The sequence below is a fragment of the Hymenobacter coalescens genome, assembly GCF_054783195.1.
Window position 1 is genome coordinate 33,876 of record NZ_BAAGRA010000029.1, and the last position, 20,280, is coordinate 54,155.

Below are 20,280 nucleotides of genomic sequence, written 5' to 3' on the forward strand. Positions count from 1 at the left end.
CGGGCCCGGCGGAAGCAAGCCGCAAATTACGGAGGTTTCCGGTTGGTAGCCTTGGGTTTCGCTGGCTTTGCGCGCCGGCGGCTTGTTTGCCGGCCGTGCCGGCCGTAGGTTCGTGGCCTACGTACACCTTGCTATGCCAATGACCGCTGCTGCCCCCTCCTCCGTGCTGCTGCTGGGCTGGGACCAGGCGTCCGACGTGCTGCCCGTGGCCGAGGCGCTGGCCCCGCGCCACCCCGCGCAGCTGTGGATGGCCGCCCCCCTGCCGGCCGGCACCGCGACCAACGGCACCCCGGTAAAAAACCTGCTGGCCGGCCCCCTGCCGCCCGCACCGGCGCTGGCCCTCTCCGCCGCCGCGCCGGCGTTTCCATACCTGGGCAGCAGCCGGGCGCAGCGGTCCTTGGCCGTACCGGCCGCCCCTTACCTGGGCAGCAGCGTCCCGCCGCCGCCCACCGCCGCCACAGACGACGCTTTCGTCACGCGCCCGCACACTGCCGAGCCCGCCGCGCAGCCCTCAGCAGCCACCCCGCCCCCGGCCCTGCTGGCCGATGCGCAACAGCCGGCCGCCGAGCCCGGCCCGGCCGAAGCCGCCGAGCTGAGCAGCGCGCAGCCGGCGCTGACCCACACCGGTCAGCCCGCTTTTGTGCATCACGAGCCGCTGCAGCGAGCCGAAACCGCCCCCGGCAGCCCGGCAGCCAGTACTGAGCAGCCGCCAGCCGCTGCCCCATCGTTTGCCGAGCTGCCCGTGCGCTCCAAGAGCAACGCGGAGCCGGCCGTTTCGGCGGGCGAAAACCCCACGACAGCGGCGGTCAGCGCCGCCGAGCTCAATATGCGTATCATTCAGTACGCCCGCCACGCGGCCCGGCTGGCCTACGAGTCGGAATTTGAGGTCATCTTTGCACCGGATTGGCCCGCGTGGCTGGCCGGCGTGGAGCTGCGGCAGCTCACGCGCCGGCCGCTGATACTGCAGGTCACGCAGCTGGCGGCCGACCAACCTGCCCGGCCCGAACGCGGCTGGATGGAAGCCCTCGAACGCCTTACCCTGCCCCACGCCGACCGCATCCTGGTACCCGACGAAGCCACCGCCGCCCGCCTGCACCGGCTGTACCGCGTGCCCACCACGCGCATTCAGGTGCTGCCTCCCGGCAGCGCGCCCCAGCTGACGGCAGCCTTGGTGCTCGACCCGCATTTTCCCGCTTAACCTCTTTTTTGACGATGTCCTCCTTTCCCGCTTTCACCCCCGAACACACCTTTGAAGCCGAGCTGGAGCTCGAAAGCGAAAACGGCGGCGTGTTCGTCGTTATCCCCTTCGACGTGAAGGAAACCTACGGCACGCGCGGGCAAGTGAAAGTGCTGGCCACCTTCGACGGCTTCCCGTACCGCGGCTCCATCGTGCCCACCAGCGACGGGCACCACATCCTGGGCGTGACCAAGCTGGTGCGCGGCGCCATCGGCAAAACCTGGGGCAACACCGTGACGGTAGCGCTGGCCCTGGACAAGGAGCCGCGCCTAGCCGAGGTATCCGAGGACTTCGCCAAGGCCCTTGCCAACGCCGGGGCCCGCAAGCGGTTCGAAGACATGTCGTACACGCACCAGAAGGAATACACCCGCTGGATCGAGGCCGCCAAAAACACCGAAACGCGCTACGAGCGGATTCGCAAGGCCACGGAAATGATTCTGGCCGGCCGCAAGCGCAGCTAAAAAGCGGCAGCCCGCTGCTGGCCTCGCAGGTCTTTGCTAGCGAAGTAACCTGCTGCCCACCAGCGCCGAGGGCACAAAGTTTACTCCCCCGAAAACAGCACCGCCCGAAGCCTGCGCTTGCAGGTTCGGGCGGTGCTGTTTGCTTCGTTTGTGCTTCTTCGCAATGCTAGCGGGTGGGGCCGCTCGCTTGGCAGGAGGCTTACTTGACCCGCTGCAGCACCTGGGCGGTGCGGCTGGGCAGGTACAGGCTCAGGAACGGTGTATCGTGCTCGTTGGGCAGGGTGAAGTGCTTCACGTCGGGCACGATGCGGTCGAAGCCCCCGAAGGCAGCCTGGTCGGAGTCGAGCACGGGCTGGTAGCTGCCGGCCGTGCCGGCGAAGAAGCGGTAGTCGGCGATGCTGCGCTCGGGGTGGAAGTTGAACACGAACACCAGCCCGCCGCGCTCGAAGGCCAGCACCTTGTTGTCTTCGTCGGCGTGCAGCAGCTGGGTGGGCGCGGTAAGAAAGCGCGTGCGGCGCTCCAGGGCAATCATGGCCTGGTCGAAGAGCAGCCAGCTGTGGAAGTACAGGTCCGGGTTGTCGGCCAGCGACCATTGCCGGCGGGCGTAGTGGTGGCTCCAGTTGTTGCCTTCGCGCGGGAAGTCGACCCACTCGGGGTGGCCGAATTCGTTGCCGATGAAGTTCATGTATGCCTCGCCGCCGGCCCCGAGGGTTATCAGGCGGATGAGCTTATGCAGGGCGATGCCCCGGGCCGTAATCAGGTCGGGCGCGGGCAGCCGCGACATGCCCGTGTAGATGCGCGCGTCGAGCAGCCAGTGCGAAATGGACTTGTCGCCCACCAGCGCCTGGTCGTGCGACTCGCAGTAGGCCACGGTTTTTTCGCCGGCGCGGCGGTTGGTGAGCTGGTGCCAGAGGCCGCCCATGCTCCAGTCCTCGTCGCGCAGGTGCTTGAGCGTCTTGATCCAGTAATCGGGCAGGCCCATGCCCAGGCGGTAGCCAAAGCCGATGCCGCCTTCGGCCACGGGCCGGGCCAGGCCGGGCAGCCCGCTCATGTCTTCGGCGATGAGCAGGGCCGACTTCTTGCACTCGCGCACCAGCGTGGTGGCCAGCTGCAGGTACAGGATGGCGTCGTCGTCGGCTTCGGGACCGAAGTACTGCCCGTAGTCGGTAAAGGCCGTGCCCTCGCCGTGGTGGTGGTAGAGCATGGAGGTGACGCCGTCGAAGCGGAAGCCGTCGAAGTGGAACTCCTCCAGCCAGTAGCGCAGGTTGCTGAGCAGAAACTGCTGCACCTCGGGCCGGCCGTAATCAAACAGCAGCGAGTCCCAGCCGGGGTGCTGCCCGCGCGAGCCGGGGTGAAAGTAGAGGGCACCGGAGCCGTCGAAGTTGCCCAGGCCCTCGGCTTCGTTTTTGACGCTGTGCGAGTGCACCATGTCCATCACCACGGCCAGGCCGCGGCGGTGGGCTTCGTTGACGAGGTACTTGAGGTCTTCGGGCGTGCCGAAGCGGGCGGAGGGCGCAAAGAAGTTGGCCACGTGGTAGCCGAAGGAGCCGTAGTACGGGTGCTCGGCCACGGCCATGAGCTGCACCACGTTGTAGCCATCCTGCTGGATGCGGGGCAGAATCAGGTCGGCAAACTCGCGCCAGGAGCCCACGCGGCCTTCCTCCAGGGCCATGCCCACGTGCGCCTCGTAGATCAGCGGCTCCTTCACGTAGTTATTCACGCGAAACGGCTGATCGGTCCACGAAAACGGCTGCTCCGGGCGCCAGACCTGGGCGCTGAAGTCCTTGGTGTGCTCGTCCTGCACCACGCGGCGCACGGTGGCCGGCAGCCGGTCGCGCTGGCCGTTGGCGGCGTGGATGTGCAGCTTGTAGCGCGAGCCGTGCACCAGGTTGGGGAAGGTCTGCTCGGCCAGGAATACCTCCCACACGCCGTCGGGGCGGCGGGTGAGCGGGGTGTAGCTCCGGTCCCACTCGTTGAAGTCGCCGACGGCAAACACCGCGTCGGCGGCCGGGGCCCACTCGCGCAGCCAGTAGCCGCGGCGGCGCGCGTCGTAGTGCAGGCCGAGCTGCTGGTGGCGGCAGGCGTACTTGGTCAGGGCGCCGCATTGGGCCTCGATTTCGGCCTTGCGGGCCTCGTAGCGGTCGAGGCGGCGCTGCAGCACGGCGGCGTACGGCGCCAGCCAGGGGTCGTGCTGAATCAGGGGCAGCTGCGGATCGGTGGTGGGCGGCGGGGTCGTCAGGGCGGCGTCGGTTTCCATCGGAGCAGGCGTTTGGTTCAGAGCAAATGTAACCCGCCGCGCCATCCAATGGATTGGCACCGTTCCGCCGTTCCCAACGGCTGCGGCCGTGCAATCGATTGAACAGCCAGCAGACGGCACTTTCGGCGGCTCGACATTTTTCAACTTACGGGCGCCGGTCACGCCTGCGGCTACACCGGCGCCAGCTTCGGGGCTACTCGAGCACCACCAGCTCCACCCGCCGGTTTTTGCGCCGGTTGTACTCGTTGTCGTTGGGGGCCACGGGCTTGCTGCCGCCGTACCCCAGGGTTTGCAGCCGCCCGGCCGCTATGCCCTGGCCCACCAGGTACTGTTGCACGTGCTGCACGCGCTCCTCCGACAGCTTCACGTTCAGCTTCGGGTCGCCCTGGTTGTCGGTGTGGCCTTCGAGGCGGATTTTCAGCTCGGGGTTGTCCTTGAGCACCTGCACCAAGCGGTCCAGCTCGGGCCGTGAGGTGGGCAGGATGTCGGCCTTGCTCTGCTGAAAGAAGAGGTTGTTGAGGGCAATGCGCTGACCAGCCGCGAGCGGCGTCAGGGGCACGTCGCGGGTGATTTCGCCGTACTCGGTGCTGTTGGTCAGGTCGAGCGGCTCGGAGGCGGGCAGGTAGCCGGGGGCCGTGGCGCGCAGCGTGTAGCTGGCGCCGCCGGGCAGCGTGAGCTGAAACTTACCGGCCGACGCCGCGCTGGCCTGGGCCACGGGCGCAGTTTTGGGCGGCAGCTCGGCCCGGATGTCGGCCACCACCGCCAGCGGCTGACCGGTGCGCGCGTCCACGGCCCGCCCGCGCAGCAGCACGGTGGCTTTGGGCCGCAGGGCGGGCGGCAGGGCCACGCGGTACAGGTCGTAGGTGCCCTGCTCGTTGGTGCCCACCAGAAAGGCGTAGTCGCCGCTGGCCGTCACCGAGAAGTAGCCGTCGTCCTGCAGGGTGTTGATGCCCGGGCCGAGGTTGAGCGGCTCGCTCCACCGGGTCCAGGTTTCGTCCAGGCGCTGGGTGACGAAGATGTCGTCGCCGCCGAAGCCGGCGTGGCCGCTGGAGGCGAAGTACAGCGTCTTGCCATCGGGGGCCAGGAAGGGCGCGTAATCGTCGCCGGGCGTGTTCACGGCGGGCCCGAGCAGCTTGGGCTCGGTCCAGTCGCCGCGCGGGGTGAGGTGGCTCACGTACAGGTCGCACTTCTGCGGGTGCGAAGGCGCGTCCAGGGCCAGCAGCATCACCGTGCCGCTGGCGCCGAGGAAGTAGTCGGCGCGCTCGGCGGTGGGCGGCAGGGCCCGGAAGCGCACCGGCTCGGGCACGCCCCACTGCCCGTCGGGGCGGCGGCGGGCCAGGGAGGCGCCGCGCTCGGGGCGGGTGCTGCCGTCGGCCTGGTAGAGGTTCAGGAGCAGGGCCGTGTTGCCGTCGGGCGTGATGCTCTCCACCGCGTTGTTGCCGTCGTTGTTGAGCGGCCGGCCCACGGGCTGCACGTCGGCGTAGCGCCCGTCGGGCTGGCGCTGGGCCATGAAAATATCCAGGTTCAGGGCCGCCCCCTCGCCCACGTCGCGGGCAAAGTACAGCTGCCGCCCGTCGGGGCTCACCCGGGGGTTGGTTTCGCGCACTTGGGGCTCGTTGATGGCGGCCCCGAGCGGGGTGCGCTCCAGGCTCAGCGGCACGTCGGGGGCCAGGCGGATGCGGGCCGTGTGCCAGGCGCGCAGGCGGTCGAGGCGCAGGTCGGCCTCGCGGCTGGCGTAGGGCCCGGCGGCCGTGCCGAAGGTGCGCGCCGCGCTCTGCTTCCACACTTCCGCGCCGTCGACAAAGTAGCGGGCCTCGCCGGCGTGCACGAGCACGCGCAGCGCGTGGGCTTGGCCAGGGGCCGCGCCGGGCACCGCCGCGGCCGGCCGCAGCTCCTCCCACTTGCCCTTCTGCCAGCGCCCGATGACGACCTGCTGCCCGTCGTTTTCGAGGGCGAAGACGTTGCCGTTGTCGTCGTCTTGGGCGCCCCAGAACAGCCCCCCGCGCCCCGCGCCGCTCAGCTGCACGGTGGCTTCGAGGGCGTAATCGGCGGCGGTATTCAGGGGCAGCGGCTGGTGGCTCACGCTCACGCCCTGGCGGTTGCGCAGGCGGTACGTGCCGCCCTCCAGGCTGAGCGAGCCGTGCGCGTCGGTACCGGTGCGCCAGCCCTGGCGGTTGTCGTCGAAGGCGTCGTCGAGCAGCAGGTGGGGCGGCAGGGCCTGGCCCGCCACGCCGCTGCCAGGCAGCGCGGCCAGCCACAGCAGACTCAGCAGGCAGTAACGGTGAGGCATGGGCGAGAGAAGCAAGAATGACGAAGGAAGAAGGATGAATGACGAAGGAAGAACCGGCGCCGGCTTTCTCCGCTCCTCCTTCCTCATTCTTCCTTCTTCATTCCCACAAACACCAACTGCCGTAATTTAGCTGCATGCTCCACCGCTCTGCTCTTTCCCTGGGCCTGGCTTCGCTGCTGGCCGTGGCCGCGGCGTGCCAGCGCTCTGCCGCGCCCACGGCCGCTTCCGCTTACCCGGCTACCGCCAGCACAGCGGCTCCCTTGCCCCAGGCCGCCGCGCCCGTCACGGCCCGGCAGGCCATGGTGGTGTCGGCCCACCCCGAGGCCACGCGCATCGGGCTGGAAGTGCTGCGCCGCGGCGGCAACGCCTACGACGCCACGGTGGCCGTGCAGTTTGCCCTGGCCGTGTGCCTGCCGGTGGCCGGCAACATCGGCGGTGGCGGCTTCGTGGTGTACCGCGCGGCCGACGGCGCGGCGGGCGCGCTGGACTTTCGGGAAAAAGCGCCCCTGGCTGCCTCGCGGGACATGTACCTCGATGCACAGGGCCAGGTCATTGCCAACCTGAGCACCACCGGGCACCGGGCCGTGGGCGTGCCGGGTACCGTGGCCGGCATGGTGGCGCTGCACCAGAAGCTGGGCAAGCTGCCGTGGCACGAGCTGGTGCAGCCGGCCGTGGAGCTGGCCGCCAAGGGCCTCGCCCTCACCCCCAAAGAAGCGGCCGGGCTGAACGCCAACCAGCGCGTTTTCCGGGAGCAGAACGCCCCCGGGGCCGACGCGGCCACTTGGCCGGCGTACGTGGCGCCCGACCAGCACGGCCCCTGGCAAGCGGGCGAAACCTTTCGCCAGCCCGACCTGGCTGCCACCCTGGAACGCATCCGCGAGCAGGGCCGCGCCGGTTTCTATCAGGGTGAAACAGCCCGCCTGCTGCTGGACGAAATGCAGCGCGGCGGCGGCCTGATCCGCCAGCCCGACCTCGACCAGTACCAGCCGGAATGGCGGGAGCCCGTGCGCGGCCGCTACCGCCAGTACGAAGTCATCAGCATGCCCCCGCCCTCCTCGGGCGGGGTGGCCCTGCTGCAAATGCTGCGCATGCTGGAGCCCTACCACCTGGGCCAGCTCGGCTGGCACTCGGCCGAGGCCGTGCACCTCATCACCGAAGCCGAGCGGCGCGTATACGCTGACCGCGCCACTTACCTCGGCGACCCGGACTTCGGCCGCGTACCGGTGGCGCGGCTGCTGGCGCCCGACTACCTGAAAACCCGCATGCAGGGCGTCACCCCGGCGGGGTCCGCCACGGCTTCGGCGCAGGTAGCGGCCGGCGCCGGCCTGCCGGGCTACGAATCGGATCAGACGACCCACTACAGCATCGTGGATGCCGCGGGCAACGCGGTGAGCTGCACCACCACGCTCAACGGCGCGTACGGCTCGAAGGTGGTGGTGGCCGGGGCGGGCTTCCTGCTCAACAACGAGATGGACGACTTCTCCGCCAAGCCCGGCGTGCCGAACATGTACGGCGTGGTGGGCGGCACGGCCAACGCCATTCAGCCCGGCAAGCGCATGCTTTCTTCCATGACGCCCACCATCGTGACCGAAAAAGGCCGGCTGCGCTTGGTGGTGGGCACGCCCGGCGGCAGCACCATCATTACCTCGGTGCTCCAGGCCACGCTGAACGTGCTCGAGTACCGCCTCGACCCGCAGCAGGCCGTAGCCGCCCCGCGCCTGCACCACCAGTGGCTGCCCGACCACATCGACGTGGAAGCCGGGGCCCTCACGCCCGCCGCCGAAGCCGAACTGACGCGCCGCAACCACCGGCTGAACCCGCGCAGCCCCTGGGGCCGCATCGACCTGATCGAGCGGCTGCCGGACGGCACCCTGCGCGGCGGCGCCGACCCGCGCGGCGACGACACGGCGGCCGGGTATTAAGGCCCACGTGCGATGCGGCCGTTAATCAAGCGCCTGGCCGCACTGCTCTTGGTGCTGGCACTGGCGGTGGGTGCACGCTTCGGCCTGCTACCGTTTCCCTTTGCGCTTTGGAACGGCACCTGGACGCCGCCCGCTGCTTCCCTCGACGCCAGCCGGGTGGTGCGCACCGAATACTACCGCGGCTTTTTTCAGCGTGGCCGCAGCTTCGGCCAAGCCCGGAGCCAAGCCATTCTGGCGGTGCTGCAGGACTCCCTGCTCTTCGGCGGCGACACCACTCCGAACTTCACCCACCTGCTCGTCTGCTACGATGCGACCGGCCACATCCTGGGCTATACCGACCTGGATTTGTTTTCCGACGCCCGGGCCGTCGCCTCGACCAAACCGGGTGGCTTCCGGCGCGGGGCGGTCCTGACCGCGACGGGGCGCCAGCGGCTGCTACGGGCCCTTGGCTACGCGCCGCCGTATACGGTGCCCCACCTGCGGCAGCAATGACGCTTTCTGGCTTTCTACCCATGACCACTCTCCCGCCGCCCGAGTTCGATACCCCCGCCGGCCGCATCATCGGCCGCCGCGACGGCGCCGTGTTGCGGGCCCTGGGCATCCGCTACGCCCGCGCGGCGCGCTTCCGGCCGCCCGTACCCGAGCCGCCCAGCCCCGCGCCCATTCGGGCCCTGGTGCCCGGTCCGGCCTGCCCGCAGGCGCCCGACGCCCTGCTGGCCCAGGCCCTGGGCGACTTTTGGACCGGCACGCGCTTCGACGAAGACTGCCTGCACCTCTCGGTGACGACGCCCGCCGACCAGCGCCCCGACGAGCGGCTGCCGGTGCTGGTGTGGATTCACGGCGGCTCCTACGTGACGGGCGCCGGCGACCTGGCCTTTTACGACCCGGCCCGGCTGGTGGCCGAACAGCGCCTGGTGGTGGTGGCCGTAACCTACCGGCTGGGCTTGTTCGGCTTTCTGGGCAACGCGCAAGGCGGCACCCCGCCCAACTTGGGCCTGCTCGATTTGCTGCAAGCCCTGCGCTGGGTGCAGCAGAACATCCACGCGTTCGGCGGCGAGGCGGCCTGCGTGACGCTGCTGGGCCACTCCTCCGGCGGCGACGCGGCCGCCCACCTGATGATAGCGCGCGGGGCCGAGGGCCTGTTTCAGCGCGTGATTTTGCACAGCGCCCCGCTGGGGCTGGCCCGCAACCGCGGCCCGCTTACCCGGGCCATGGCGGCCGCCGTGGGCCCGCTGCCCGAGACAGCCAGCACCGCCGAGGTGCTGGCCCGGGAGCCGCTGGCCTGGCGAGCCGCCCGGCGCTACGGCCTGAAAGCCGGCATGCCCTTCGGCACCCAGTACGGGGCCAAGCCGCTGCCGCCCGAGGCCGACGTGGAGGCCGCCTGGCAGGCCGCCGCGGCCCGCGTTGATGTGCTCATCGGCACCACGGCGGAGGAAGTGCGGTTTTTCGCCGTTATCGACCCGAAATTTCAGTGGCTGGGGCGGCTGCCGTTGCTGGGCCGCCCGGCCGTGCGCCTGCTGGTGGACAAGGTATCGGCGCGCATATACGGCGCCCCGGCCACGGCTTTTGCCCGGCGCCACGCCGCGGCTGGGGGCCGGGCCTACCGCTTCACCCTCACCTACCAGCCGCCCGCCAGCCCCTTCGGCGCGGCCCACACCGTGGATTTGCCCTTTCTGCTCGGCGCCGAAGCCACCTGGGCGGCCGTGCCGCTGCTGGGCCAGGCCGATTGGGCTGCGGTGGACGCCGCCGGCCGGCAGCTGCGCGCGCTCTGGGCTGATTTTATCCGCACCGGCCAGCTGCCGGGTCAGGCCGAAATTCCGGGCGTGCTGCAGCTGCGGCGGGTGAGCGGTGCGTAAGGCCGGGGTGCCAGGGCCGGTAACTGCGGGGCCGAAGCCGTGTGGCTGGCGCCTGAGGTGCCGAGCGGGCGCGGAAGCGCGTATTTTGCCGGTCCCTTTCCCGCCCCGTACCTGATGCCCATGCGTACCCGCTGCCTGCTGCCCCTGCTGGGCTTGTCTCTGGCCGTTCTGCCCGCCCGGGCCCAGCGCGAGGGCCCCGGGCCGCCCACCCAAGACCCGTTCGGCCGCGCGGAAACGCCGGCGCCGGTGCGGGCCATCGGCAATTACAAGAGCCACCGGGCCACCACCCGTACGCTCACCATGCTGAGCACCGACGGCAGCACCCTGCGCGTACTGCCCTGGGCCGAAGGAGTGGTGCGGGTGGAATACTTCCCCGCCGGACAGCCGGTGCGGCCCGATTCGTCGCTGAGCGTGGTGCAGCAGCCCACGGTGCCTCCCGTCAACACCAAGCTGGAAAGCTACCTGCTCAACGTGCAGCCCGACCGCAGCCTGGTGCGCAACGACGCCGATGCGCTGGTGTGGCCCCTGCTGCGCGGCGACACGTTCGACGGCACCATCGTCGTGCAGAAAAACCCGCTGCGCGTGAGCTACCAGCGCGCCGGCGAAACCGTGGTGGCCGAGGCCGGCGGCGTCTTCGCGCTGCCGGGTCCGGCGGGCGGCACGGGCGTTTCCTTTGGCCTCAGCCCCGACGAGCACCTCTACGGCACCGGCTCCCGCGCCCTCCCGCTGGACCGGCGCGGGCGCAGACTCACGCTCTACAACGAGGCCCACTACAGCTACCAGAACGGCGAGCCGACGCTCAACGCCACGCTGCCCACGGTGATGAGCAGCCGGGGGTACATACTGTTTTTCGACCACCACGCGGCCGGCACCCTCGATTTGGGCGCCACCGACAGGAACGTGCTCGAATACCGCGGCGAAGGCCTGCGCAACCTGGGCTACTTCATCATCGCCGGCCACTCCTACGCCGAAATCCTGAGCCGCTACACCGCCCTCACGGGCCGGCAGCCGCTGCCGCCGCGCTGGGGGCTGGGCCTGATCCAGAGCCGCTTCGGGTATAAATCGGAGCAGGAGATGTACCAGGTAGCGCGCCGCATGCGCCAGGCCGGCTTTCCGCTCGATGCGCTGGTGCTCGACCTGTACTGGTTTGGCGGCACCCGGCGGCAGGGCGACTTCCGCTGGGAGCCCACCGGCTTTCCCGACCCCAGGCGCATGATCCGCCGCCTCGACTCGGCCGGCGTCAAAACCCTCCTGATTTCGGAGCCCTACGTGATGCGCACTTCCCGCCACGACGCGCTGGTGCGCCAGCAGGGCCTGGTGGGGCGCAACCAGGCGGGCCAGCCGTACACCGTGGAATCGTTTTGGGCCGGGCCGGCTACGCTGCTGGACATGTACCGCCCGGCCGCCCGCCGCTGGCTGTGGCAGCAGTACGATGGGCTGAAGCAGGACGGCGTGCAGGGCTGGTGGAGCGACCTGGGCGAGCCGGAAAACCAGCCCGCCGACATGGTGTACGACGCGGGCCCCACCCGCCGCATTCACAACGGCTACGGGCAGATGTGGGCCAGCGTCCTCAGCGAAGGCTACCGGCGCCACTACCCCGAAGAGCGCCTCTTCAACCTCGCCCGCTCGGGCTGGGCCGGCATGCAGCGCCACGCGGTGTTTCCCTGGTCGGGCGACGTGAACCGCTCCTGGTCGGGCCTGCAGGCGCAGGTGCCCATCATGCTCAGCATGGGCCTGGGCGGCGTGGGCTACATGCACTCCGACGCGGGCGGCTTCTGCGTGGGCCCCACCGACCCGGAGCTGTACACCCGCTGGCTGCAAATGGCCGCGCTCGGGCCCATCCTGCGCCCCCACGGCGAAGGCGTGCCGCCCGAGCCCTACTGGTGGCCGGAAAAGTACCGGGCCATCGTGCGCAACTACGCCCGCCTGCGCTACCAGCTGCTGCCCTACCTCTACTCGCTGGCCTGGGAAAACAGCCAGACCGGCACGCCCCTCACGCGGCCAATGAACTACGGCGACACCTACGTGCTGCCGGAAGCCGCCCAGGCCTGGCCGCTGACGGCGGAGGAGCGCGCCGCCGGCCTGCCGCCCGACCTCGACTGGGGTGCTCCCGCGCTGCCCTGGAACTGGAACACCACCGCCTCCAGCACCTGGGGCCAGGCACGCCTTGTGGAGCGGCAGCGGCAGGCTTTTGCGCGCCACAACGCCGCCGCCCTGGTCAACGTCAACGACCAGTTCATGCTCGGCCCGAACCTGCTGGTGGCCCCGGTGCTGCAGCCCGGCCAGCGCCGCCGCAACGTGGTGCTGCCCGCCGGCACCTGGATCGACTTTTACTCCCACGAAACCCTGCCCGGCGGCCGGACGGTGGGGCGCCCGGCCCCGCTCGGGCACCTGCCGCTGCTGGTGCGCGCCGGCGCCTTCCTGCCGATGACGCCCTACCGCGCCAGCACCGCCGCGTACCGCGCCGACACCTTACAGGTGCAGTACTACGCCGACCCGGCCGCCGGCACCACCGCCTTCGCCCTCTACGACGACGACGGCCGCTCGGCCCGGGCCGAGGCCCGCGGCGAGTACCAGCTCCTCAGCTTCAGCGGCCAGACCCGTGGCAGCCAGGCCGATATTCACCTGGCCTTGCTCGGGGCCGCTTACCCCGGCGCCCCCGAGCAGCGGGTCATCGAGCTGCTGCTGCCGCGGGTGGTGGCCGCTCCGGAGCGCGTGTTGCTGGGCAGCGGGGAGCTGGCCGCCAAGGCCTGGCGCTACGACTCCGCCGCTCACACCCTGACGCTGCGGCTCCAGGTTCAACAGGGCGTGGAGCGCGTCCGCGTATCGGTGCGCGGCCTGCACCTCGACACCACGCCGGCCCGCCACGCCGAGCCCGAGGTGCTGACGCTGGAAGGCCCTTCGGAGCGCACCTTCCGCAGCCGCACCGAGCTGCGCTACACCCGCCACGAGCCGGGCGCGGCCGGCCCGCTGCGCATCCGCGACAGCCGCGGCACGCTGGTGCGCACCCTGCCCACGGCGGGCACCGCCGGCGCCCACACCCTGGCCTGGGATGCCACCAACGAGCAGGGCGGGCGCGTGCCCGGCGGCGTGTATTGGGCCGAGCTAGCCGGGCAGCGGCAGCGCCTGGTGGTGCTGCCCACCGAATAGACAGACGGCCATGCAGCAGTTCTTCGACGACATCGTGCGGGCGTTTCAGGCGACGTGCCGGGCCACCGGCCTCACCTACCCGGAGCTGAACATCTTCGTGTACTGCCTGCTGGCGCCGCTGAGTTGGCTGGCCGTGGCCGCGCTGCGCCAGCCGCGCGCCTGGTGGCTGCCGGCCGGGCTGCTGCTGGCGGGCTGCTGCTGGCGGGCTGCGGGCTGGCGGCCGAGCGTCACCGCTTCCGCGGGCTCAGCCGCTGGTTCTACGACCACAACATCCGGGTGTTGGAGCAGCTCGGCCGGTATACGGGGCTGGGGTACGTGGCCGTGTCGCTGCTGGTGGGCGTGCTGGTGCCGGCGGTGGCGCTGCTGCTGCTGGCGCTGGTGCCGCGGCGCGGCGTGCTGCCACTGGCCCTGGCCTTCGTGGCACTGCTCCTGCTTTATTTCGTACTGGGCTGGGCCCTGACTTGAAGCCCGGCTCCTCGTATGAAACGCAAAGTCCGCGAATGGCTGCGCCGCTACCTGCCGGCCGAAATCCTCTCGCTGCTGGCCACGCTGGCCGGGGCCGCCCTGGCCCTGACACTGACGGGAAGCCGCGTGACGGCCGCGTTGGCGGGTACCTGGGCCGGCAACGTGCTGTACTTCGGCACCATCCTGCTGACGGACGTGTGGCAGGCGCGGCGCATGCGCCGCGCCCGGGGCTACGGGTACTCCTGGGCCACCTTCGGCAAGAACGTGCGCGCCCTGCTGGTGGAGTTCGGCGTGGCCGAGCTGGCCGACAGCTTCCTGATCCGCCCGGCCCTGATGTACTACCTGCCCCTGTGGCTGGGCAACTTTTCCGGGGGCATTTTGCTGGCCAAGCTGCTGGCCGACGTGACCTTTTACGTGCCGGCCATCCTCAGCTACGAGCTAAGCAAAAAGCGCCTGCGCGACTTTCACTGAGCCGCCCCGGCGCGGCGGAAGCGCGGGAACGGCGGCGTAACTTGCCGGGCCGCCGCCCGACTGCCCGCGCTTATGCCCCCTTCTACGCTGCCCGCCCCCGATTCTGCCCGCGCCACCGCCGCTGCCCTCACCGCCCGCGTCCGGGCCTACCTGCCGGCCCTGACGGGCGTGCGCGCCGTGGCGGCGTATCTGGTGTGCCTGCACCATTTCAACCCATTTCCCGAGGGACCCGGCCCGGCGGGGCTGCTGCACGAGGCGGTGCGGGAGTTTCACGTGGGCGTGCCCATCTTCTTCGTGCTCAGCGGCTTTCTGATTACGCTGCGCTACTTCGGCACCGGGCAGTGGACGCGCCGCTGGTGGGCGCGCTACCTGCGCAACCGCGTGGCGCGCATCTACCCCATGTTTTTTCTGCTCACCACGCTCGTGTTCGTGGTGCGCTACTTCCGCGAGGGCGCGTTTGCCTTCCGCACCTGGCTGTTCAACGTCACCTTCCTGCGCGGCTTTTTCGATGAGTACAAGTACACCGGCATTCCGCAGGGCTGGACGCTGACGGTGGAGGAATGCTTTTACCTGCTGGCGCCCGTGGCCTTTGCCCTGCTGCTGCGCCGCCCGCGCCTGCTGTGGCTGTTGCCGCTGGGCCTGCTGGCGGTGGGCTGCCTGCTGGTGGCCACGGTGGGCGCGCTGGAGCACCACGGGCTGTTCGGCAACCTCCGCTTCATGCTGCTGTTCACCTTCTTCGGGCGGGCCGTGGAGTTTTTTGCCGGGGTGCAGCTGGCCCTTTGGTACCGCCGCGGGCTGCTGCGTGCCGGGAGCCGGGTGCCGGGCCTGCTCACCGCCGCCGGCCTGCTGCTGATGACGGCCGTGGTGGCCGGGCTGGTAGCAGTGCGCGGCCCCTACGAGTACGGGCAGGAGGCCCCGCTGGGCATCGTGCTGAACAACGTGGTGCTGCCCGGTGGCATCGCGCTGCTTTTCGCCGGGCTGCTCACTGAGCGCACCTGGCTGCAGCGCCTGCTGGCCAGCGCGCCGCTGCAGCTGCTGGGCAAAAGCTCCTACGTGTTTTACCTGGTGCACTTCGGGCTGGTGCAGGAGCTGCTGCGCGACTACGTGGTGGACCACCCGCTGGCGCTGTTCGTGCTGCTCAACGCGCTGAGCATCGGGCTGTACTACCTCGTGGAGCAGCCGCTGAACCGCTGGCTACGCGCGCCCTCGGCGGCCAAAGCGGCAGCGGCCTGAGCCGGCGGCTGGGCCTGCTTCTGCGGGCCACCCGGGAGGCGGCGGGTAAACGCTTATGTTTGGGGCAATGCGCCTCTCCCTCCCGCTCTTCGCTTTCGGCCTGCTGGCCGCGGCCCTGCTGCCGGCCTGCCAGTCCCAATCCACCCAAAACACCGCCGCCGACTGCCCACCGACGCCACCGCAGTTCACCATCCGGCACCCCGACTGGGCCCGGCAGGCCAGCCTTTACGAAGTCAACATCCGACAGTACACGTCGGAGGGCACCTTCCGGGCCTTCGAGGCGCACCTGCCGCGGCTGCAACAGATGGGCGTGGGCATTCTGTGGCTGATGCCGGTGTACCCCATCGGGGAAGAAAAGCGCAAGGGCACGCTCGGCAGCTACTACTCCGTGCGCGACTACCGGGCCGTGAACCCCGAAATGGGCACGCTCGCTGACCTGCAGCACCTCGTGGCCGAAGCGCACCGGCGCGGCATGCACGTCATCCTCGATTGGGTGGCCAACCACACCAGCTGGGACAGTAAGCTCGCCCGGGAGCACCCGGAGTGGTTTACCCGCGACGCCCAGGGCCGGTTCGTGGCGCCCGTGGCCGACTGGCAGGACGTCATCGACCTCGACTATTCGAAGCCCGAGTTGCGCCGGTACATGACCGAGAGCATGGCCTACTGGGTGCGCGAGGCCGACGTCGACGGCTACCGCTGCGATGTGGCCGGCCTGGTGCCCACCGACTTCTGGAACTCCACGCGGGCCGAGCTGGAAAAGATCAAGCCCGTGTTTATGCTGGCCGAGTGGGACGAGCTGCACGCCCCGCCCTTCCTGCGGCCCGGCGAGTTTCGGCCCGACACGCGCCTGCTCGAGCAGGCCTTCGACGCGACCTACGCCCTGCGCCTGCGCTACCTGCTCGACAGCGTGGCCCGCGGCCAGCAGCCCGTGGCCGCCGTGGATAGCTACCGGCGGGCCGAGCGCGCCAAATACCCGCCCACCAGCTACCTGATGACCTTCACCACCTCGCACGACATCAACAGCTGGGACGGCACCGAGTACGAGCGGCTGGGCGCCAACGCCCTGCCCCAGGCCGTGCTGGCCGCCACCCTGCCGGGCATCCCGATGGTGTACTCCGGGCAGGAAGCGGCCCTGAAGAAGCGGCTGAAGTTTTTCGACAAGGACCCGATTCCCTGGAACAACTTTCCGCTGCAGGATTTCTACACCCGGCTGCTGCAGCTCAAGAAGCGCAACCCGGCCCTGGCCAACGGCGACGCCTGCGGGCAATTTGCCCGCCTGCCCACCGCCGCGTCGGCCTATGCCTTCGTGCGGAGCCAGGGGGCCGATGCCGTGCTGGTGGCCGTGAACCTGGGCGACGAGCTGCAGGAGCTGGCCGTGCCCGCCGCCTGGCAGGGCCGCTTCGTCGACGTGTTTGCCGAGCAGGACTACACCCTGGCGCCCGGCGCCTCCCTGCCCGTGGAGCCGCACGGCTACCGCGTGCTGGAGCGCCGCGCCCAGCCCTAGCCGAACCTGACTTCGCTCCCCCTCCTGCTGCTATGGAAACACCTTACGCCCAGCAGTACGCCCTGGTGCAGGATGCCCGCGAGGCCCTGCTGACGTACTGCGCCACTCTGGCTCCCGCCGACCTGCTGGCCCCGGTGGCGGCCTTCCACAACCGCAGCATCGGCGACCTGCTGATGCACGTGGCCGGCACCTACGACTTCTGGCTCGGACAGGTCGCGCTGGGCCGGCCCGCCGCCCCGCTGCCCGATGCGCGCACGGCTACCTGGCGGGCGTTGTTTAGCGCCACCGATGCGCTGGTGGCAGAGTTCGGCCGCCATGCCGCCGGCCACTGGCTCACTCCGGCGGCGTTTGCCGTGCCCGGGCGGGCCACGCCGCTGCACAGCACGCCCCTGCAGTTGTTCACCCACGTCATCACGCACGAGTTTCACCACAAGGGCCAGGTGCTGTCCATGAGCCGGCTGCTGGGCTACACGCCGGTCGACACGGACGTCATCCGTTTCCTGAGCGGTACGGCGGCTCCGAAAGCGGAATAAGCCACGCCGCCACGCGCCAGACCGAGCCGCCAGAATCAAAATATTCCAGTTCGTCCTTCCCGTATCCCAATTATTTTCCTGGCAGGCCGTAGCTTTGCCCGTACATCTTTAGTCCGCATTCTTTTCTCCTTTCGCATGAAACAGACTGTACTCCTCACGCTGACCGCGCTGCTGAGCGCCGGGGCTGCCCAGGCCCAATCGGCCATCACCATCAACCAGGGCAACTTCCCGGCTACCACCGCTACCGTGGAGCGTTTTCAGGACGTGACCCTGCCGGTGGCCCGGCCCGCTACCGGCGCCAACCAGACCTGGAACTACGCCAGCGTGGTGCCCACCGGCGCGGTGGACCAGAGCACCTACATTGCCCCGCCCGCCAACGCGGCTTTCCCCACCGCCACCCGCGCCTACAACTACACGGTGGATTTCGGGCCGGCGCCCATCACCGGCGTGCAGTACCAGTCGCTGAACGCGCAGGGGCTGCAGGACCTGGGCTTCGCGCTCCGCCAGCAGCGCATCGGCCTGCAGCCGACCACCGGTGTGCGCACCGACTCGCTCATCATCCCGGCGCAGCAGGTGACCTATTCGAACTCCTACATCGTGAAGTTTCCGCTCACCGCCGGCTCGGTGCAGCGCAACTCCTACCGCAGCGCCTCGCGCGGCATCCTGACGGCGCAGCTGCTGCAGCTGAACCGCGCCCAGGTGACGTTGGTGCAGCGCGTGAGCCAGATTGACTCGGTGGCGGGCTGGGGCACGGTGCGCCTGCCGGCCGTCATGGGCAGCGGCGCCACGGCGCCCATCCCGGCCCTGCTGCGCCGCACCCGCTTCCGCCAGGTGGATAGCGTGTACGTCGACGGCCAACCCGCTTCGCCCTTTCTGCTGCTGATTTTGGGCGTACAGCAGGGCCAGGAGTCGGAAGGCTATTTCGACATGCTGTTCCGTGCCAACTCGGCCCAGCCGCTGGCCTTCTTCTCCTACGACGACGACACTTACCAGACCGTGGACTTCGCCCAGATTTCGCGGGAAGCCAACCTGGTCACCAGCGCCCGCAACGCCCTGGCCACGGCCGTGGGCGGCCTGCAGGCCTACCCCAACCCCACCGCCGACGGCCGCCTGACCGTGGCCCTGGGCAACGGCCGGCAGCAGCCCGTGGAGCTGACCGTGCGCGACCTGACGGGCCGCCCGGTGCGTACCGCGCCCGCCACCACCGGCCAGCCCTCCGAAGCGCTGCGCGGCCTGCCCGCCGGCACGTACTTGGTGGAAGTGCAGGACCGCAGCGGCGCCAGCAGCGCCCTGAAAGTAACCGTGCAGTAGCCCCCGGCTGGAGCTAGCGGCTCCCTCGCCCATTGACTGCGCTTCCCCAGGCCTTAGCCCCTTGCCATCCGGCGGGTGCCGGTCCGGGGAAGCGCAGCGGCGTTTTGGCCCGGCCAGAGCCGATTTTGCGTACACGGCGGCATTACCCGTCCTAACCACCCGTCGCCGTGTCCGATCTGCTGCCGCACCCCGCCGCCCACCTGTTTCAGGTTCGCCACCCCGAGTGGGCCGCCCACGCCACCATCTACGAGGTCAACATCCGGCAGTACACGCCGGAGGGCACCTTCCGGGCCTTCGAAGCGCACCTGCCGCGGCTGGCGGCCATGGGCGTGAGCATCGTGTGGCTGATGCCAGTGCACCCCATCGGGCAGGCCGGGCGCAAGGGCACGCTCGGCAGCCCCTACGCCGTGCAGGATTACTTCGGGGTGAATCCCGAGTTTGGCACCCTGCGCGACCTGCGCCATCTGGTGCAGGCCGCGCACGCGCTGGGGCTGCGCGTCATCCTCGACTGGGTGGCCAACCACACCAGCCCCGACAACCTGCTGGTGGAGCAGCACCCCGATTGGTTTCGGCGCGACGCGGCGGGCCAACTGGTGCCGCCCGTGCCCGACTGGACCGATGTGGTGGCCCTGGACTACCGGCAGCCCGGGCTGCGCCGCTACATGACCGACGCCCTGCTGTACTGGCTGTACGCGGCCGACGTGGACGGCTACCGCTGCGACGTGGCGGGCCTGGTGCCCACCGACTTCTGGGAAGCGGCCCGCCGGGAGTTGGACGCGGTCAAGCCCGTTTTTATGCTGGCCGAATGGGACGAGCTATACCCCTCGGGCGGGCTGAGCTGGGAGGAATTCGACGGCAACACCCGCCTGCTCGAAAACGCCTTCAACATGAGCTTCGGCCTGCGCCTGCACTACCTGCTCGACCACGTGGCCGAGGGCCGGGAGCCGCTGCGCGCCATCGATGCCTACCTGGCGGCCGAGCGGGCCAAATACCCGCCCTCGGTGTACCTGATGCACTTCACCAGCAACCACGACGTGAACAGCTGGGACGGCACTGAGTACGAGCGGCTGGGCCCGCTGGCGCGGCCCTTTGCCGTGCTCACGGCCCTGCTGCCGGGCATGCCGCTGGTATATTCAGGCCAGGAAGCGGCGCTGAACCGTCGCCTCGCCTTCTTCGACCGCGACCCCATCGACTGGCAGGACTACCCGCTGCTGGACTTCTACACCCGCCTGCTGCAGCTCAAGGGCCGCCACCCGGCCCTGCGCAACGGCGACGCAACGAGCCGCTTCCGCCGCCTGCCCAGTCCGCCGGAGCTGTACGCCTTTGTGCGGCACACCGTCAGGGCCGTGGTGCTGGTCGTCATCAGCACCGCCGCCGAAAGCCGGAGCCTGCCCCTGCCGGCCGAAGCCGCCGGCAGCTGGTGGGACACCTTTGGCGACGAAGTCGTTACCCTGCGCACGGGCGACGAGCTGCCGGTGCCCGCCTACGGCTGGCGGGTGCTGGAGTGGTCATAGCGGCGGCTGGCCGGTTTGCTTACCCTTCGCACCGCTTCGTGCCTTTGGATTCGGGGCACTACGCCAGCCGATGTGA

Annotated in this window: 15 protein-coding genes; 13 read left to right on the top strand and 2 right to left on the bottom strand. The window is 70.0% G+C overall.

Features of this window, described 5'->3' with window-relative positions; all coding sequences use genetic code 11:
• Positions 1-139: 139 nt before the first annotated feature.
• Complete coding sequence (locus ACYVKQ_RS22610; protein ID WP_460677646.1) at positions 140-1,198, top strand: glycosyltransferase family 4 protein; 1,059 nt, start codon at positions 140-142, stop codon at positions 1,196-1,198.
• Positions 1,199-1,212: 14 nt separating this feature from the next.
• Positions 1,213-1,698 carry a DUF1905 domain-containing protein gene (locus ACYVKQ_RS22615; RefSeq protein ID WP_460677647.1) on the top strand — a complete coding sequence of 162 codons (486 nt, stop codon included), beginning with the start codon at positions 1,213-1,215 and terminating at the stop codon, positions 1,696-1,698.
• A gap of 199 nt (positions 1,699-1,897) precedes the next feature.
• Here the strand turns inward: ACYVKQ_RS22615 and ACYVKQ_RS22620 are convergent, their stop codons facing one another.
• Complete coding sequence (locus ACYVKQ_RS22620; protein ID WP_460677648.1) at positions 1,898-3,955, bottom strand: alpha amylase C-terminal domain-containing protein; 2,058 nt, start codon at positions 3,953-3,955, stop codon at positions 1,898-1,900.
• Between the two features lie 193 nt (positions 3,956-4,148).
• Positions 4,149-6,245: an OmpA family protein gene (locus ACYVKQ_RS22625; RefSeq protein ID WP_460677649.1), complete on the bottom strand. Its 2,097-nt coding sequence runs from the start codon at positions 6,243-6,245 to the stop codon at positions 4,149-4,151.
• A gap of 134 nt (positions 6,246-6,379) precedes the next feature.
• On the opposite strand from ACYVKQ_RS22625, the gene ggt reads away from it, so the two are divergent.
• The 11 genes from ggt (at position 6,380) to ACYVKQ_RS22680 (ending at position 20,204) form a co-directional block, all read left to right on the top strand.
• Positions 6,380-8,167 (top strand): gamma-glutamyltransferase, encoded by a 1,788-nt coding sequence (gene ggt, locus ACYVKQ_RS22630; protein ID WP_460677650.1) that lies wholly within the window; start codon positions 6,380-6,382, stop codon positions 8,165-8,167.
• A 12-nt stretch (positions 8,168-8,179) separates the two neighbouring features.
• Positions 8,180-8,659, top strand: a complete 480-nt coding sequence (locus tag ACYVKQ_RS22635) for a hypothetical protein (RefSeq protein ID WP_460677651.1) — start codon at positions 8,180-8,182, stop codon at positions 8,657-8,659.
• Positions 8,660-8,679: 20 nt separating this feature from the next.
• Positions 8,680-10,023, top strand: a complete 1,344-nt coding sequence (locus ACYVKQ_RS22640) for a carboxylesterase family protein (protein WP_460677652.1) — start codon at positions 8,680-8,682, stop codon at positions 10,021-10,023.
• A 120-nt stretch (positions 10,024-10,143) separates the two neighbouring features.
• Positions 10,144-13,173: a TIM-barrel domain-containing protein gene (locus ACYVKQ_RS22645; protein WP_460677653.1), complete on the top strand. Its 3,030-nt coding sequence runs from the start codon at positions 10,144-10,146 to the stop codon at positions 13,171-13,173.
• 162 nt (positions 13,174-13,335) lie between these two features.
• Complete coding sequence (locus tag ACYVKQ_RS22650; RefSeq protein ID WP_460677654.1) at positions 13,336-13,638, top strand: hypothetical protein; 303 nt, start codon at positions 13,336-13,338, stop codon at positions 13,636-13,638.
• Between the two features lie 15 nt (positions 13,639-13,653).
• Positions 13,654-14,109, top strand: a complete 456-nt coding sequence (locus ACYVKQ_RS22655; RefSeq protein WP_460677655.1) for a hypothetical protein — start codon at positions 13,654-13,656, stop codon at positions 14,107-14,109.
• Between the two features lie 72 nt (positions 14,110-14,181).
• Positions 14,182-15,342 (top strand): acyltransferase family protein, encoded by a 1,161-nt coding sequence (locus tag ACYVKQ_RS22660; protein ID WP_460677656.1) that lies wholly within the window; start codon positions 14,182-14,184, stop codon positions 15,340-15,342.
• A gap of 67 nt (positions 15,343-15,409) precedes the next feature.
• The gene (locus ACYVKQ_RS22665) at positions 15,410-16,846 is read left to right on the top strand and encodes an alpha-amylase family glycosyl hydrolase (RefSeq protein WP_460677657.1); all 1,437 of its coding nucleotides are present in this window, start codon (positions 15,410-15,412) and stop codon (positions 16,844-16,846) included.
• Positions 16,847-16,878: 32 nt separating this feature from the next.
• Entirely contained in the window at positions 16,879-17,379 is a 501-nt protein-coding gene (locus ACYVKQ_RS22670) for a DinB family protein (protein WP_460677658.1), read from the top strand.
• Between the two features lie 135 nt (positions 17,380-17,514).
• Positions 17,515-18,690, top strand: a complete 1,176-nt coding sequence (locus ACYVKQ_RS22675) for a T9SS type A sorting domain-containing protein (RefSeq protein WP_460677659.1) — start codon at positions 17,515-17,517, stop codon at positions 18,688-18,690.
• A gap of 167 nt (positions 18,691-18,857) precedes the next feature.
• Positions 18,858-20,204: an alpha-amylase family glycosyl hydrolase gene (locus ACYVKQ_RS22680; RefSeq protein WP_460677660.1), complete on the top strand. Its 1,347-nt coding sequence runs from the start codon at positions 18,858-18,860 to the stop codon at positions 20,202-20,204.
• Positions 20,205-20,280: the final 76 nt, after the last annotated feature.

Coding starts and splice junctions, on each gene's coding strand:
- ACYVKQ_RS22620 (WP_460677648.1), bottom strand. CDS start 3,955: ATGGAAACCGACGCCGCCCTGACGACCCCGCCGCCCACCACCGATCCG.
- ACYVKQ_RS22655 (WP_460677655.1), top strand. CDS start 13,654: ATGAAACGCAAAGTCCGCGAATGGCTGCGCCGCTACCTGCCGGCCGAA.
- ACYVKQ_RS22675 (WP_460677659.1), top strand. CDS start 17,515: ATGAAACAGACTGTACTCCTCACGCTGACCGCGCTGCTGAGCGCCGGG.
- ACYVKQ_RS22610 (WP_460677646.1), top strand. CDS start 140: ATGACCGCTGCTGCCCCCTCCTCCGTGCTGCTGCTGGGCTGGGACCAG.
- ACYVKQ_RS22635 (WP_460677651.1), top strand. CDS start 8,180: ATGCGGCCGTTAATCAAGCGCCTGGCCGCACTGCTCTTGGTGCTGGCA.
- ACYVKQ_RS22640 (WP_460677652.1), top strand. CDS start 8,680: ATGACCACTCTCCCGCCGCCCGAGTTCGATACCCCCGCCGGCCGCATC.
- ACYVKQ_RS22660 (WP_460677656.1), top strand. CDS start 14,182: ATGCCCCCTTCTACGCTGCCCGCCCCCGATTCTGCCCGCGCCACCGCC.
- ACYVKQ_RS22645 (WP_460677653.1), top strand. CDS start 10,144: ATGCGTACCCGCTGCCTGCTGCCCCTGCTGGGCTTGTCTCTGGCCGTT.
- ACYVKQ_RS22625 (WP_460677649.1), bottom strand. CDS start 6,245: ATGCCTCACCGTTACTGCCTGCTGAGTCTGCTGTGGCTGGCCGCGCTG.
- ACYVKQ_RS22615 (WP_460677647.1), top strand. CDS start 1,213: ATGTCCTCCTTTCCCGCTTTCACCCCCGAACACACCTTTGAAGCCGAG.
- ggt (WP_460677650.1), top strand. CDS start 6,380: ATGCTCCACCGCTCTGCTCTTTCCCTGGGCCTGGCTTCGCTGCTGGCC.
- ACYVKQ_RS22670 (WP_460677658.1), top strand. CDS start 16,879: ATGGAAACACCTTACGCCCAGCAGTACGCCCTGGTGCAGGATGCCCGC.
- ACYVKQ_RS22665 (WP_460677657.1), top strand. CDS start 15,410: ATGCGCCTCTCCCTCCCGCTCTTCGCTTTCGGCCTGCTGGCCGCGGCC.